The sequence below is a fragment of the Streptomyces sp. NPDC002133 genome, assembly GCF_040296405.1.
Taxonomy (GTDB): Bacteria; Actinomycetota; Actinomycetes; order Streptomycetales; family Streptomycetaceae; genus Streptomyces.
In genome coordinates, this window is the sequence record NZ_JBEOXF010000056.1 from 15,390 (window position 1) to 30,381 (window position 14,992).

Annotated in this window: 13 protein-coding genes and 1 pseudogene; 7 read left to right on the forward strand and 7 right to left on the reverse strand. The window is 70.9% G+C overall.

All coding sequences use genetic code 11. The features are described from left to right. Positions 1–8 precede the first annotated feature (8 nt). The 4 genes from ABT078_RS33935 to ABT078_RS33950 all read left to right on the forward strand — a co-directional run bounded on the left by ABT078_RS33935 (position 9) and on the right by ABT078_RS33950 (position 3,864). Positions 9–776: an SDR family oxidoreductase gene (locus ABT078_RS33935; RefSeq protein ID WP_351234671.1), complete on the forward strand. Its 768-nt coding sequence runs from the start codon at positions 9–11 to the stop codon at positions 774–776. Positions 777–894: 118 nt separating this feature from the next. Next, complete coding sequence (locus ABT078_RS33940) at positions 895–2,472, forward strand: ABC transporter substrate-binding protein (RefSeq protein ID WP_351234673.1); 1,578 nt, start codon at positions 895–897, stop codon at positions 2,470–2,472. 116 nt (positions 2,473–2,588) lie between these two features. Further along, entirely contained in the window at positions 2,589–3,272 is a 684-nt protein-coding gene (gene ung / locus ABT078_RS33945; protein ID WP_351234675.1) for a uracil-DNA glycosylase, read from the forward strand. Positions 3,273–3,426: 154 nt separating this feature from the next. Next, positions 3,427–3,864 carry a hypothetical protein gene (locus tag ABT078_RS33950; protein WP_502981443.1) on the forward strand — a complete coding sequence of 146 codons (438 nt, stop codon included), beginning with the start codon at positions 3,427–3,429 and terminating at the stop codon, positions 3,862–3,864. A 23-nt stretch (positions 3,865–3,887) separates the two neighbouring features. Here the strand turns inward: ABT078_RS33950 and ABT078_RS33955 are convergent, their stop codons facing one another. Next, positions 3,888–4,412 carry a DinB family protein gene (locus ABT078_RS33955; RefSeq protein ID WP_502981440.1) on the reverse strand — a complete coding sequence of 175 codons (525 nt, stop codon included), beginning with the start codon at positions 4,410–4,412 and terminating at the stop codon, positions 3,888–3,890. 188 nt (positions 4,413–4,600) lie between these two features. Then, positions 4,601–5,185: pseudogene (locus tag ABT078_RS33960) on the reverse strand (TetR/AcrR family transcriptional regulator); the annotation flags it as partial. 76 nt (positions 5,186–5,261) lie between these two features. Between ABT078_RS33960 and ABT078_RS33965 the strand changes: the two are divergent. Continuing rightward, positions 5,262–6,479: an FAD-dependent monooxygenase gene (locus tag ABT078_RS33965; protein WP_351234681.1), complete on the forward strand. Its 1,218-nt coding sequence runs from the start codon at positions 5,262–5,264 to the stop codon at positions 6,477–6,479. Positions 6,480–6,498: 19 nt separating this feature from the next. Next, positions 6,499–7,404, forward strand: a complete 906-nt coding sequence (locus tag ABT078_RS33970) for a Gfo/Idh/MocA family protein (RefSeq protein ID WP_351234683.1) — start codon at positions 6,499–6,501, stop codon at positions 7,402–7,404. Here the strand turns inward: ABT078_RS33970 and lnt are convergent. The 5 genes from lnt to ABT078_RS33995 all read right to left on the reverse strand — a co-directional run bounded on the left by lnt (position 7,328) and on the right by ABT078_RS33995 (position 13,482). After that, entirely contained in the window at positions 7,328–8,983 is a 1,656-nt protein-coding gene (gene lnt, locus ABT078_RS33975; RefSeq protein WP_351234685.1) for an apolipoprotein N-acyltransferase, read from the reverse strand. The genes ABT078_RS33970 and lnt overlap by 77 nt on opposite strands. Before the next feature lie 232 nt (positions 8,984–9,215). Next, positions 9,216–9,677 carry a nuclear transport factor 2 family protein gene (locus tag ABT078_RS33980; protein WP_351234687.1) on the reverse strand — a complete coding sequence of 154 codons (462 nt, stop codon included), beginning with the start codon at positions 9,675–9,677 and terminating at the stop codon, positions 9,216–9,218. Positions 9,678–9,733: 56 nt separating this feature from the next. Beyond that, on the reverse strand, positions 9,734–11,746 hold the full coding sequence (locus ABT078_RS33985) for an APC family permease (protein ID WP_351234689.1): 2,013 nt from the start codon (positions 11,744–11,746) through the stop codon (positions 9,734–9,736). Between the two features lie 96 nt (positions 11,747–11,842). Continuing rightward, positions 11,843–12,718: an undecaprenyl-diphosphate phosphatase gene (locus tag ABT078_RS33990; RefSeq protein ID WP_351234690.1), complete on the reverse strand. Its 876-nt coding sequence runs from the start codon at positions 12,716–12,718 to the stop codon at positions 11,843–11,845. Between the two features lie 308 nt (positions 12,719–13,026). Then, a complete protein-coding gene (locus ABT078_RS33995) occupies positions 13,027–13,482 on the reverse strand; it encodes a winged helix-turn-helix transcriptional regulator (protein ID WP_351234692.1) in 456 nt (151 codons plus the stop codon). 138 nt (positions 13,483–13,620) lie between these two features. Between ABT078_RS33995 and ABT078_RS34000 the strand changes: the two genes are divergently transcribed. Beyond that, positions 13,621–14,790 carry a thiolase family protein gene (locus ABT078_RS34000; protein WP_351234694.1) on the forward strand — a complete coding sequence of 390 codons (1,170 nt, stop codon included), beginning with the start codon at positions 13,621–13,623 and terminating at the stop codon, positions 14,788–14,790. The last annotated feature ends 202 nt before the right edge of the window (positions 14,791–14,992 follow it).

A 14,992-nucleotide genomic window follows, 5' to 3' on the forward strand; every position in this document is an offset into this window, starting at 1 on the left:
TGACAGAGATGACCGCACAGGAACTTCCCCCGCTCTCCGGCAAGGTCGCCCTCGTCACGGGCGGCAGCCGGGGCATCGGCTACGGCGTCGCCGAGGCGTTCGTCGCCCGCGGTGACCGCGTCTGCATCACCGGCCGCGGCGAGGACGCCCTCAAGGAGGCCGTCGAGCAGCTCGGCGCCGACCGCGTGATCGCCGTCCCGGGCAAGGCCCACGACGAGGCGCACCAGGCGGCCGCCGTCGAGCGCGTGATGGAGGCCTTCGGCCGCGTCGACTTCCTCGTCAACAACGCCGGCACCAACCCCGTCTTCGGCCCGATGGCCGAACTCGACCTCGGGGTGGCCCGCAAGGTCTACGAGACCAATGTGATCTCGGCACTCGGCTTCGCCCAGCAGACCTGGAAGGCATGGCAGAAGGAGAACGGCGGTGCAATCGTGAACATTGCATCGGTCGCCGGGATCTCCGCGTCCCCGTTCATCGGGGCGTACGGCATGAGCAAGGCGGCGATGGTCAATCTGACCCTCCAGCTCGCGCATGAATTCGCCCCGGCCGTGCGGGTCAATGCGATCGCACCCGCCGTGATCAAGACAAAGTTCGCGGAAGCCCTTTACGAGGGCCGGGAGGCGGAGGCCGCCGCGGCCTATCCGCTGGGCCGGCTCGGCGTTCCCCAGGACATCGGCGGGGCCGCCGCGTTTCTCACCTCCGACCAGTCGGACTGGATCACGGGGCAGACTCTCGTGGTCGACGGGGGTATTTTCCTGAATGCCGGAGTCCACTGAACCGGTTTGTGCCTGAATGGCTCAGGATTCGCTCAAGTGCCCCGTCGGACCTCCCCGTTGATCCGGCGGGGCACTGCGGTATGGTTCGCCGACCCATGGCTGAACGAGGAGCGTGCACGTGTTCAACCGGACGATGCTGCGGGCGGCTGCAGCCCTTGCGTCCATATCCCTGATAACGGGATGCGGTCTGTTTTCGGACGAAGACGCCGATGGGGCCAAGCCAGTGGTGGTCGGCACGACGAGTGCGCCCAGCACACTCGATCCAGCCGCCGCGTGGGACGGCTCGTGGGAGCTCTACCGCAATGTGTTCCAGACACTCCTGAGTTTCCCGACCGGGAGCACGAGTCCGCAGCCCGACGCGGCTCAGAGCTGCAAATTCATCGATCCGACCAGTACGACGTACCAGTGCACGCTGCGCGAAAACCTTAAATTCTCCAACGGGCACACGCTGGACGCCGCCGCCGTCAAGCACTCCATCGATCGTATCCAGAAGATCAACGTCAACGGCGGTCCCAACGGACTGCTCGGATCCCTCGGAGAGGTGAAGGCCGAAGGGGACCGCACGATCACCTTCCGGCTCACCAAGGCGGACGCCACCTTCCCGTTCATCCTCGCCACACCCGCGATGTCCCTCGTCGACCCCGCCGAGTACCCGGCGGACAAGGTCCGCGAGGACGGCAAGCTCCTCGGCTCCGGCCCGTACAGCCTGGAGTCGTACACGGAGGGCTCCGAGGCCCGGCTGAAGAAGAACCCCCACTACAACGGGTTCGCCGACCGCAAGAACGATGCCGTCACCATTCGCTACTTCAAGGACTCCGAGGCGATGGTGACCGCGCTGAAGAACAAGGAGATCGACGTCACCAACCGAGGCCTCACCGCGGAGGAGGTCATCGCCCTGCAGGAGAAGAAGCCGCAGAACGAGGGCCTCCAGGTCGTCGAGGCCGTCGGCGCCGACATCCGCTACCTGGTCTTCAACCCCAAGGACCCGGCCTCGGCCAAGCTCCCGGTGCGCCGCGCGATCGCCCAGATCGTCGACCGTGAGGCGCTCGTCGCCGAGGTCTACCAGGGCACGGCCGAGCCGCTGTACTCCATGGTTCCCAAGGGCATCGCCGGGCACACCACCAGCTTCTTCGACACGTTCGGCGACCCGGACGTCGACAAGGCGAAGGAGATCCTCCAGGAGGCCGGGATCGACGAACGGGTCGAGCTGACCTTCTGGTTCACCACGGACCGCTACGGCTCGTCGACCGCTCCCGAGTTCGCCGAGCTCAAGCGGCAGCTGGACGCGTCGGGACTGTTCAAGATCACGCTGAAGAGCAAGCCCTGGAAGGAGTTCCAGGCGGGCTACAAGAACGGCGAGTACCCGGTGTTCGGCCGAGGCTGGTTCCCGGACTTCCCGGACCCGGACAACTTCGTCGCGCCGTTCGTCGGCAGGAACAACGCGCTCGGCACCCCGTACGACAGCCCGGAGATCGCCCAGCAGCTCACGCTGTCCCGCAAGGAGAGCGACCGCGGGGCCGTGTCCAAGCAGTTCGAACGGGCGCAGGCCATCCTCGTGGACGACGTCCGGCTGCTTCCGCTCTGGCAGGGCAAGCTGCACATCGCCGCCAGCGAGGAGATCGCGGGCTGTGAGCGCGCCATGGACCCGCAGACGATCATGCAGGTGTGGGAGCTGCACCGGAAGACCAGCTGGTAGCAGGCCGCGGCCGGGCCCTGTGCCCGGCCGCCGTCGGCGATTGTCAGTGGCCGCGGGTAGGTTCTGTGATCAGAGAACCGGATCAGAGAACTGATCGCATACCGGAGGTTGTTGACGTGACCGACACCGCCATGCTGCCCGAGTCCTGGCGCGGCATCCTCGGCGAGGAGCTCCAGAAGCCGTACTTCAAGGAGCTCGTCGACTTCGTCGAGGACGAGCGCGCCAAGGGGCCGGTGTACCCGCCGCGCGAGGAGGTCTTCGCCGCGCTGGACGCCACGCCCTTCGACCGGGTCAAGGTGCTGATCCTCGGCCAGGACCCGTATCACGGGGAGGGCCAGGGCCACGGACTGTGCTTCTCGGTGCGCCCGGGCGTCAAGACGCCGCCCTCCCTGCGGAACATCTACAAGGAGATGCAGGAGGAGCTGGGGCACCCCGTGCCCGACAACGGCTATCTGATGCCGTGGGCCCAGCAGGGCGTCCTCCTGCTCAACGCGGTGCTGACGGTGCGGGCCGGCGAGGCCAACTCCCACAAGGGCAAGGGCTGGGAGAAGTTCACGGACGCGGTGATCGGCGCCGTGGCCTCGCGGCCCGATCCAGCGGTCTTCGTCCTCTGGGGCAACTACGCCCAGAAGAAGCTGCCGCTGATCGACGAGCAGCGCCATGTGGTGGTGAAGGGCGCCCACCCGTCGCCGCTGTCGGCGAAGAAGTTCTTCGGCTCCCGCCCGTTCACGCAGATCAACGAGGCCGTCGCGGCCCAGGGGCACGAGCCCGTCGACTGGCGCATCCCCGACCTCGGCTGACGGTTCGCGCACCTGGCTGACAGGCTCGGGCCCCGCTCCGAGCCTGTGCCGGAAAGCCGGTGGTGGCCGCTAGCGTCTGGAGACGCATGTTCGTGCGATCAAGGCGCTGGAGGCCGCGGTGAGGGAGCAGCACGAGACGTCGGAAGACGCCGTCATGACCAGGATCGGGCAGGCGGTCATACTGCTGCACGCGGGGGACCGCGAGGAGGCGCGGAACCGCTTCGGCGAGCTTTGGACGCAGATCGGTGAGGCCGGCGACCCACTGCACCGCTGCACCCTCGCGCACTACATGGCGGACACGCAGGACGATCCCGGGGACGAGCTGGCCTGGGATCTGCGGGCGCTGTCCGCCGCGGAGGGGCTGACCGGCGAGCGCCTGGCGTGGCACGACTCGGCGGTCGCGGTGCGCGGTATGTACCCCTCGCTGTATCTGAATCTCGCCGCGGACTATGTGAAGCTGCAGCGCCCGGAGGCCGCGCGCGCCCATCTCGACCGCGCTCGTGCGGCGTCGGACGCCCTGGGCGACGACGGGTACGGGGACGGCGTGCGGGCGGCGATCGCGCGGCTGTACCGGCAGTTGGCCGGTGGCTGACCGGTCGCGCCGCCCGGTCCCGGTTACTCGCCCGTCGCGCCGTCTATCTGCTCGCGGATGAGATCGGCGTGCCCGTTGTGGCGGGCGTACTCCTCGATCATGTGGGTGTAGATCCAGCGGAGGCTGAACGGCTCACCTGCCTGCCCCTTACGCGTCGAGACGTCGTCGAGCGTGCGGGACGCGGCCGCCTCGCGGGCCTTGGCGATCTCGGCCCGCCACGTGGCATGCGCCTCGTCCCAGGTGTCCTGCTCCCCGACATGGAACTCGCCGTCGGGGTCCGCCTCCGAGTAGTAGAGAGGCGGGGCCTGCTCATCGGCCAGCACCCGCCGGAACCAGTGGCGTTCGACGTCCGCCAGATGCCGTACGAGGCCGAGGAGCGAGAGCTCGGAGGGCGAGAGGGGGGCCCGGCGCAGCTGCGCGTCGTCGAGCCCCGCGCACTTCATGGCCAGCGTCTCGCGGTGGTAGTCGAGAAAGCCCTCCAGCATCGCGCGCTCGCCGGCGACCGTGGAGGGTTCGGTACGAAGATCGGTAGTCGTCATGGCGGGCATCCTCGCGGATCGGTCCGAGCCATGGCCAGGCATTAACCGGCGGGCGTGCCGTGATCCCGGTCCGTGCCGTGATCCGCCTTTGTGCGCCCACCCTCCTTCGTGTGTCGGTCCCCGTCCGTGCCGCGAATCCCGCTGGCGCTCCCGTCCGCGTCCCCGATCCCGTCCGTGCGCCTGTCCGCGTCCCCGTCCCCGAGCATGCCGCGGAGCAGTTCCCGGAAGCCCTTCCTGAGCTCGGCCCTGCCGGGCACCTGCGCGTGGTAGGACCCGGCCGCGCACGAGAACATCAGCCCTTCGCACCACGCCACCAGCGACAGGGCGTGCCGCTCCGGCTCGGCGGAGCCGGCTCCCGTCATCAACGCCACCAGCGGCTCGCGGAACGCCGCGCCCGTGCGGTCGTAGTACGCGCGCAACTCGGGTCTGCGGGTGGCCTCCAGGGCCAGTTCGTAGCGGGCCACCAGCAGCGCCGGGTGATCGGTGAGATAGCGGTGGAGGGCGAGGGCCAGCGCGTCGGTCAGGTCCTGCGCGCCGCCCCGGGGGACCGGCATCTCGTCAGGGGCGAGCACCCGCGCCTCGCGCTCCGCAAGGCGGCGCACGGCGGCCTCCAGGAGAGCCTGCCGGGTGCGGGCGAGGTTGGACGTCGAGCCCTGCGGCAGCCCGGCCACCTCGTCCACCGCCCGGTGGGTGAGCCCGCGCATGCCCCGCTCGGCGAGGAGGGTCAGCGCGGCGTCGGCGATGAGTTCGGGGCGGGCGGCGGCGGACGTGCGTGCGGTCATGGGGGCAACCTATCTCGGGCACTACATCTGTAGTACGATGACGAGGGCACTACAGGTGTAGTTCCGAGGAGGAGTCATGGACCGGACCCGCGCTCCCCGCGCCGTCGTCGTCGGAGGCGGCATCGGCGGACTCACCGCCGCCGTCGCCCTGCACCAGCAGGGCTGGGAGATCACCGTTCTGGAGCGCGCCGCCGCCCTCACCCCCGTCGGCGCCGGAATCGGCCTCGCGCCCAACGCCCAGCGAGCCCTCGACGTCATCGGCCTCGGCGAGCAGGTCAGGTCCCTCTCCGCCTGGCAGGGCGACGGCGGCCTGCGCACCCCCCGGGGCCGCTGGCTGAACCGCACCGACAGCGCTGTCACCACCGAGCGCTTCGGCGGCCCGCTCGTCCTGCTGCACCGCTCGACCCTCGTGGACATCCTGACCTCCGCACTGCCCGGCGGAGCCGTACGGACCGGAGCGGCCGCCACCCTCACGGACGCGGGCGACGAAGGGCGCCCGGCCGTCGTCACCACCCCAGGTGGCGACCTGGAGGCCGACCTCGTCGTCGCCGCGGACGGCATCAACTCCGCCGTGCGCCGCGCGCTGTTCCCGGCCCACCCCGGGCCGCGGTACTCCGGCTTCACCACCTGGCGCCTCGTCGTCCCCGCGCCCGTCCGGCCCTTCGCCCCGCACGAGACCTGGGGACGCGGCCGCATCTGGGGCACCCAGCCGCTGAAGGACGGACGCATCTACGCCTACGCCGCCGCCGTGACACCCGCCGGCGGGCGCGCCCCGGACAGCGAGAAGGCCGAGCTGCTCCGCCGCTTCGGCGGCTGGCACGAGCCGATTCCCGGCATCGTCGAGGCCGCCGGGACCGACGGAGTGCTGCGCCACGACGTGCACCACATGGCCGAGGCGCTGCCCGCCTATCACCACGGCCGGGTCGCGCTCGTCGGCGACGCGGCCCATGCCATGCAGCCCACCCTCGGCCAGGGCGGCAACCAGGCCATCGAGGACGCGATCGTGCTCGCGCACCACGCGGGCCGCGGCCCGGACGCCGTCCGCGGCCTGCCCGCGTACACCCGGGACCGGCTGCCGCGCACCATGGGGATCGTGCGGCAGGCCACGAGGACCGGCCGTACGGCCATGCTGAGCAGCCCCGCCGCCGTCGCCGTGCGCGACACACTCGTCGCGGCCGTCTCCCGCTTCGGCCCCGGCCTCGTCCTGCGCAGCTTCGACGGCATCGCCGACTGGCGGCCGCCGCAGCACACGTATGCTGCCGGAACGGCGGGGACGCACACGGCAACGCGATGACGCGAGAGGGAGGCCAACGGTGAAGGTCGGCTGTATCGGGCTGGGAGACATCGCGCAGAAGGCGTACCTGCCGGTGCTCACCACCCGCGCGGATGTCGAACTGCATCTGCACACCCGCACCCCGGCCACCCTCGACCGGATCGCGGCGGCCCACCACATCCCCGGGGCGCGCTGCCACACCACCCTGGACTCGCTCCTCGCCCAGGACCTCGACGCCGCGTTCGTGCACGCCCCCACGCCCGTCCATCCCGAGCTCGTGGCGCGGCTGCTGGAGGCCGGCGTACCGACGTACGTCGACAAGCCGCTCGCCTACGAACTCGCCGACTCCCAGCGTCTGGTGGAGCTCTCCGAGCGGACCGGCACGAGCCTCGCCGTCGGCTTCAACCGCCGCTTCGCCCCCGGCTACGCCCAGTGCCTCGAGCACCCGCGCGAGATCGTCCTCATGCGCAAGAACCGCATCGGCCTCCCCGAGGACCCGCGCACCCTCGTCCTCGACGACTTCATCCATGTCGTCGACACCCTCCGCTTCCTCCTCCCAGGCCCGGTCGAGCACACCGACGTGCGGGCGCGGATCCGCGACGGACTCATGCACCACGTGGTCCTGCAGCTCTCCGGCGACGGTTTCACCGCGATCGGCATGATGAACCGGCTGAACGGCTCCACCGAGGAGATCCTCGAAGTCGCGGGCCAGGACACCAAGCGGGAGGTCGTGAACCTCGCGGACGTCATCGACCACAAGGGCCAGCCCACCGTGCGGCGGCGCGGCGACTGGGTGCCGGTGGCACGCCAGCGCGGCATCGAGCAGTGTGTGTCCGCCTTCCTCGACGCCGTCCGCGCGGACAAGTTCCTCAGTGCCCAGGACGCACTGCTGACCCATGAGCTGTGCGAGCGGGTGGTACGGCAGTCTCTGGAGCAGGCTTCCTGAGAGCGCGCAGGCCCTCGCTCGCGCACAGCGCCGCCAGCACCGCCAGCGCGCCGTACACCGGCCAGTCGCCGAACCGGACGTACGGCGTCGTGCCCCGGGCGAGCGGCACCTCGTACACGGCGGCGGTACGGGCATCCGTGCCCAGCCGCTCACCCAGCGGTTCACCCTCCGGCCCGTACACGGCGCTGATGCCCGTGAGCGTGGCGTGCACCATCGGCCTGCCGGTCTCCGCGGCCCGCAGAGCCGCGAGCGAGGCATGCTGCGCGGGCGCCCAGCTGTCCTGGAAGGTCGACGTCGCGGACTGCGCGACCAGCAGCTGGGTACCGCTCCTGACCAGCCGGCGGCTCATGTCGGGGAACGCCGACTCGAAGCAGACCAGCGGCCCCACGCGCAGCCCGGCGCGGTTCTCGCCGTCCTGCAGCACCATCACGGACTGCCGGCTGCCGCGCATGCGGTCCTCGCCCGCGGCCTTGCCCACCGACGTGGCCCAGCCCAGCAGCGCACGGGCCGGGACGTACTCACCGAAGGGGACCAGCCGCATCTTGTCGTAGCGGTCCCCGGTCGGCCCGTCCGGGCCCACGAGCACCGTGGTCTTGAAGATTCTCCCGCTCGCTCCGCCGGGGGGACCCCCGGGCCGTTCGTCCGAGCGCCGCGCGTCCACATTGACCAGCACGTCGGCGCCCACCTCACGGGACACCGCGGCGAGCCGCGCCGCGTAATCGGGCCGCGCCGCCAGATCCACACCGACGCTGCTCTCGCCCCACACCACGAGATCCACGTCGCGGCCCGCCAGCTCCCGGGTGAGCTGTTCGCCTCGGGCGAAGCGCCGGTCGGCTCCGCCGACCCCGTTGACGACCCCCGGCTGGACGACGGCGACCCGGACGACGTCACCGCTCCGCTCGGGCCGCGGCGACCACAGCCACACCGCCCCGACGGCCAGCGCGCACGCGCAGGCGCCCGCCACCGCGGGGACGCGCGCCGTCGGGACGGCCAGGAGCACCGCCACCGCCGTGTTCACCGCCACCACCAGCAAGCTCACCAGCCATACCCCGCCCACCGAGGCGAGCCGCAGCGCGGGCGGCACCTCCCACTGACTGGCCCCGAGCAGGCCCCACGGGCCGCCCAACCCCTCCCAGGACCTGACCAGTTCGACCATCAGCCAGCCCGACGGCAGGACGGCGATCGCGGCGGCGGCCCGGCTCGCCGACGGCGCTCCGCCCGCCCTGCCCGCCGCGCCCAGCATCGAGCGGACCAGCCACCCCCAGGGCGCCCACAGCAGCCCGAGCAGCGCCGCGATCAGCAGGATGAACACATGGAGGTTCGGCATGAGCCAGTGGTGCATCGCCAGCATGAAACCGGTGCCGCCGAGCCAGCCGTCCAGCATCGCGCGACGGCCGGTCGCGGCCGTACGGGTCAGCAGCAGCCACGGCACGAGCGCGACATACGCGAACCACCACAGCCCCGGTGCCGGAAAGGCGAGCGCGGGCAGCGCGCCCGCCACGAACACGGCCGCGCCACGCCACCACGGGGACGACAGCAGCCTCGTCAGCTGCTCCCGCCGGCCGACCGGAACCCGCATACCGCGCCTCCTCGCCCCAGACCCGGGGGCCCGGAGCCCCGGGAGCAGTGTGTGCCTCCAGTGTGAAGGAGCGGCGCGCACCCCGACAGTGCCCGGGTGCTCGGCCGGGCCGGCCGGCGGCCGCGGATCGGTGGGTGGCACCGGAACAGTCGGTGGCCGTGGATCCGGCGGCTCCGGGTCGGGCGGCGGCCCCGGACCCGCCGGTGGACTCGGATCAGTCCGTGGACGGGGATCAGTCGGTGGCGGCGGCCAGGAAGGCGGCGTGCCGCCACTTCTCGTGCACGGTCACCGAACGGAGCCGCCATCCACCGTCCGTACGCACGAGACCGAACGCGTACCGCCCGCCAGAGACGAAGTCGTCCCCCGACTCCAGCCGCATCGGATTGACATAGTCGGCCTGGACGTCCGCCCCGTCGCCCGGATAGCCGCCGAGATCCTGGATCCGCACCCGCCGGTTGACGATCAGATGCTGCCGTACGGGAAACAGCTGCATCGTCTCCGCCAGCCAGTCCGCGACCTCCGCCGCAGCGCCCTCTATACCGCCGGAGCCGCGGTAGTCGGCACGGCCGTCCGGGGTGAACAGGGCCCGGTAGCCGGTCCAGTCGGAGTCGTCCACGGCCACCGCGTAGCCGGTGATCACGTCGTCGATCGCCAGCCGGTCCATCACCGTCGCGAGATTCACGCGCTGCGTCATCGGCCAAGTGTGGGTCAGCGGACGCCTCACGCCAAGAGGCCATGCAGGATCCGCGATCACTTCCGGTGACGGCCGACGGGCTCGCCGCGGCGGACCGCTCCGGGGGCACGGGCGGCCGGGTGGTCGGCACGGGCGGAGGAGCTCAGCTGCCAGGGCACGCTCGTGACCATGACCCCGGGGGTGAAGAGGAGCCGGCTCTTCAGCCACAGCGCGGACTGGTTGTGCAGCAGGTTCTCCCACCAGTGCCCGACGACGTACTCCGGGATGAAGACGGCGATGACGTCCCGGGGGCTCTCGCGCCTGATGGAGCGGACGTACACCAGCACCGAACTGGTGATCTCCCGGTACGGGGAGTCGAGGATCTTGAGCGGCACCTCGATGCCGTACTCCTCCCACTGCCGCTGCAGGCCCGCCGACGCATCCCGGTCGACGGCGACGGTCAGCGCCTCCAGCCGGTCCGGACGGAGGGCACGGGCGTAGGCGAGCGCCCGCAGGGTGGGCTTGTGCAGGGTGGAGACCAGCACGATCGCCAGCACCCGGGAGGGCGGGCGCAGTTCGGCGCGCGGGTCGGTGACCGCGAGCTCGGCCGCCGTGTGGTCGTAGTGGCGGCGGATGCCCCGCATCGTCACCCACAGCACGATCCCGGCGAGCACCGCGAGCCAGGCGCCCTGGGTGAACTTGGTGGCGAGCACGATGGCCAGCACCAGGCAGGTGACGACCGCGCCGGTCGCGTTGATGATCCGGGTGAGGTGGTGGCGCCGGCGCACGGCGGGGTCGGTCTCCGTGCGCAGCTCCCGGTTCCAGTGCCGGACCATGCCGGTCTGCGAGAGCGTGAAGGAGGTGAACACGCCGAGGATGTACAGGTGGATGAGGCTGGTGACATTCGCCTTGTACGTCCACAGGAGCAGTCCCGCCACGATCGCGAGTGCCAGGATGCCGTTGGAGAAGGCCAGTCGGTCCCCGCGGTTGTGCAACTGCCGCGGCAGGTAGCGGTGCTGGGCGAGGATCGAGGAGAGCAGCGGGAAGCCGTTGAAGGCGGTGTTCGCCGCGAGGATCAGCACGAGCGCGGTGGCGGCCTGGACGTAGTAGAAGCCGAAGCTGCTCTCGCCGCCGAAGACCGAGGCCGCCAGCTGGGCGATCACCGTGCGCTGGGTGTAGTTCTCGCAGTCGGGCAGGCCCGTCAGGCTGCAGCTGTCCTCGGCGATGTGCACCTTGGCGACGATCGCGAGCGTCGTGACACCGACGAACATCGTGATGGCGATGAGGCCCATGGCGGCCATGGTGGTGGCCGCGTTCTTCGGCTTGGGCTTGCGGAAGGCCGGCACCCCGTTGGAGATCGCCTCGACCCCGGTCAGGGCCGTGCAGCCGCTGGAGAACGCGCGCAGGACCAGCATGACCAGCGCCAGACCCATCAGGTTCGCGTCGGCCGGATCCGGTTCGATGCCGTACGCGGCGGTCGGGGCGACGGGAGCGTCGCCGAGCAGGTAGCGGAGCAGGCCCGTCCCGCACATGATCAGCATGCCGGCGATGAACAGGTAGGTCGGGGCGGCGAACGCGCGGCCCGACTCCCGCACCCCGCGCAGATTCATCGCGGTGAGGAGGGCGACGAAGACGAGCGCCATCAGCACCCGGTACTCGGCCAGTTCCGGAATGGCCGAGATGATGTTGTCGACACCGGAGGCCACGGACACGGCGACGGTCATCACGTAGTCGACGAGCAGCGAGGCGGCGACCACGAGACCCGCGGACGGGCCCAGATTGGTGGAGGCCACCTCGTAGGAGCCGCCGCCGCTCGGATACGCGTGGACCACCTGGCGGTACGAGAGGACGACGACCGTCATCAGCGCCACGACCGCGGCCGCGATCCAGGGCGTGAAGTGCAGATAGGCCAGGCCGCCGAGCGTGAGCACGAGCAGGATCTCCTGGGTGGCGTACGCGACCGAGGAGAGCGGGTCCGAGGCGAAGATCGGCAGCGCGAGCCGCTTCGGCAGCAGCGTCTCGCCCAGCTCCTCGCTGCGCAGCGCGCGCCCGATGACCAGCCGTTTCAGGATCGCCGTGACGTTGAACACGGCGTGAGCGTATGCGTCGCACCCTCGCTCGCCGCGACCCGCCGCGCCGGACTCACGCGGGCGACAGCCACCGGACGGGCGCGGGGGCCCTCGGGCTCAGCCCGCCGATTCGCCTGCGTGGGGGCTGAGCGTGTCCGTGCCTACGAGGATGAAGAGAAGGATGCCGAGCAGGATCCGGTAGATGACGAAGGGCATGAAGCTCTTGGTGGTGATGAACTTCATGAACCAGGCAATCACCGCGTATCCGACGCCGAAGGCGATGACCGTCGCGAAAATGGTCGGGCCCCAGGACACATGCCCGCCCTCGCCGGCGTCCTTGAGCTCGAACAGGCCGGATGCGAGCACCGCCGGGACGGCGAGCAGAAACGAGTAGCGGGCCGCGGCCTCGCGGGTGTAACCCATCAGCAGACCGCCACTGATCGTGGCGCCTGAGCGGGAGACCCCCGGAATCAGGGCCATCGCCTGGCAGATGCCGTAGATCAGACCGTCCTTGACGGTCAGCTCCTCCAGGGACTTCCGGTGCTTGATCGCGCGGTGCTTGCCGCCCGTCTCGTCGCGGGCCGCCAGGCGGTCGGCGATGCCGAGCACGATGCCCATCACGATGAGCGTGGTGGCGATCAGCCGCAGATCCCGGAAGGGGCCCTCGATCTGGTCCTTGAGTGTGACGCCGAGCACTCCGATCGGGATCGAGCCGACGATCACGAGCCAGCCCATCTTCGCGTCGTGATCACGGCGCATGGCCTTGTTCGTCAGGGAGCGGAACCAGGCGGAGACGATGCGGGCGATGTCCTTGCGGAAGTAGATCAGGACGGCCGCCTCCGTACCGATCTGGGTGATCGCGGTGAACGCCGCACCCGGGTCGTGCCAGCCCGCGAACGCCGCCGTCAGGCGCAGATGCGCGCTGGACGAGATGGGCAGGAACTCGGTCAGCCCCTGGACGAGCCCGAGGATGAGTGATTCGAACCACGACATGAAAGCTAAGCCGTCCAAGTGCTGGTCAGGTCGGAATGTACGGTGCGGACCGCGATCATGCATCCGGCCCGTGGCAGCGTAGCGTCATCGGATTTCCGGCCTGCGGGCGGGCTGTCGCACAGGGCCCCGCGCAAGATCGCCCCCGGCCGCCCTTCCCGGGCGGGCAGTTGCACACCGGCCCGCTCCGCGGATCGGGGCGGCGCTCCCTGACGAGGCGGCGGTGCTCCGCGGTCCGCGGCGCCGACTCGGCTTTCCGGGCGAGGGGATGCCGCGGTGGGGCGCGGGCCCTGCCGTCCGGTGGGCGGGCCTCAGTCGTCCGTGGGGCCCGTCACCGTCCAGCCCGGCGCGCGGACGTGCGCAGTGAGGGTGTCCGGGGTCGCCTCGTCGCCGCAGGACGCGCAGACGACGACCGGGGTGAGCTGCTCGCCGCAGGAGTGCTCCAGGGTCATCGGGGGGTGTTTCGCGAGGTGCCGGTCGCCCCAGGCCATCAAGGTCAGCAGGACGGACTGCAGTTCGCGGCCGGCGTCCGTCGGAACGTACTCGAAGCGCTGCGGGCGCTCGCTGTACGGGACCTTCGTCAGTACCCCGGCCTCGACGAGGCGGCGCAGCCGGGCTGTGAGGACGTCGCGAGGGGCACCGGTGTTGCGGGCGATCCGGTCGAAGCGGCGGACGCCGAGGAAGACCTCGCGCAGAACGAGCAGGGCGTACTTCTCGCCGACGAGAGCGAGCGTGTCGGCGATGGAACAGGGTCGCGGGGCCTTCATGGGACCACCTTAGAGGGATGGGTTGGAATTCCCTACCTACTTGGCTACCGTTGAGTAGCCAGTGAGTCCAGTTTTCCAACTCACGCACGCTCCGCACGCCGCGGTGTCGTGCCGTGCCCTGAGCGAGGAGCGCGCTCCATGCGTGATGCCGTCATCGTCGAAGCAGTCCGTACGCCGATCGGGAAGGGCAAGCCGAACGGCGCGCTCGCACAGATTCACCCGGTCGCGCTGCTCACCCACACCCTCACGGCCCTCGTCGAGCGCAGCGGAATCGATCCGGCCCTCGTCGACGACGTGATCGGCGGCACCGTCGACCAGGTCGGCGAGCAGGCCATGAACACCACTCGGAACGCGTGGCTGGGCGCCGGGTTCCCCGAGTCCGTGCCCGCCACGACGGTCGACCGCCAGTGCGGCTCGTCCCAGCAGGCCGTCCACTTCGCGGCGCAGGGCGTCATGGCCGGGGCGTACGACGTCGTCATCGCCTGCGGGGTCGAGTCGATGAGCCGCGTACCGATGTGGTCCAACGTGCCGCCCGGCGCCGACCCCTTCGGACCAGGGGTCGCCAAGCGGTATCCGGAGGGGCTGGTGCCGCAGGGGATCAGCGCCGAACTCATCGCCGCGAAGTGGTCCATCGGACGTGAGGCGATGGACGCGTACGCGGTGACCTCGCACGAGCGGGCGGCCGCGGCCTGGGCGGACGGGCTCTTCGACGCCGAGGTCGCGCCGGTCGCCGGGCTGACCGGGGACGAGAGCGTGCGGCCGGGAACGACGGCCGAGGTCCTGGCCGGGCTGCGGCCCGCCTTCGAGGACCCGGCCTTCGCCGAGCGCTTCCCGCAGATCGAGTGGTCGGTCACGGCGGGCAACAGCAGCCCCGTGAACGACGGGGCCTCGGCGGTCCTCATCGTGTCGGGCGAGACCGCCGAGCGTCTCGGTCTGCGGCCGCTCGCCCGGCTGCACAGCTTTGCCGTGACCGGCTCCGATCCGCTGCTGATGCTGACCGGAGTGCTCCCGGCCACGGAGAGGGTGCTGAAGCGGGCCGGGCTCGCCCTCGACGACATCGACCTCTTCGAGGTCAACGAGGCCTTCGCGAGCGTCGTCCTCGCGTGGCTGCAGGAGACGGGCGCGGATCCGTCGCGGCTCAACGTCCACGGCGGGGCGCTGGCGCTCGGGCATCCGCTCGGTGCGAGTGGTACCCGCCTGATGACCACGCTCGTCCATGCGATGCGGGCGCGTGGCGCGCGCTACGCGCTCCAGACGATGTGCGAGGCGGGCGGGCTCGCGAACGCGACGATCCTGGAGGCGGTGTAGGTGCTGTACGTCCTGTAGGTCCCGCACGCGCGGGGGGCGCCGTCGGCGGGTTTTGTCCCCGCCCCGCTCCTTCCCGAATCGGGGTTGCGCCCCCGAACCCCGGGGGCGTTCCCGGTGCCCGGCCCGGGTGCCCGTCCTCGAGCACCGGACGGGCTGGATATGTGTGCCCCGTACGGGGTGGTCAGCCCTGGTGCCCGTCCTC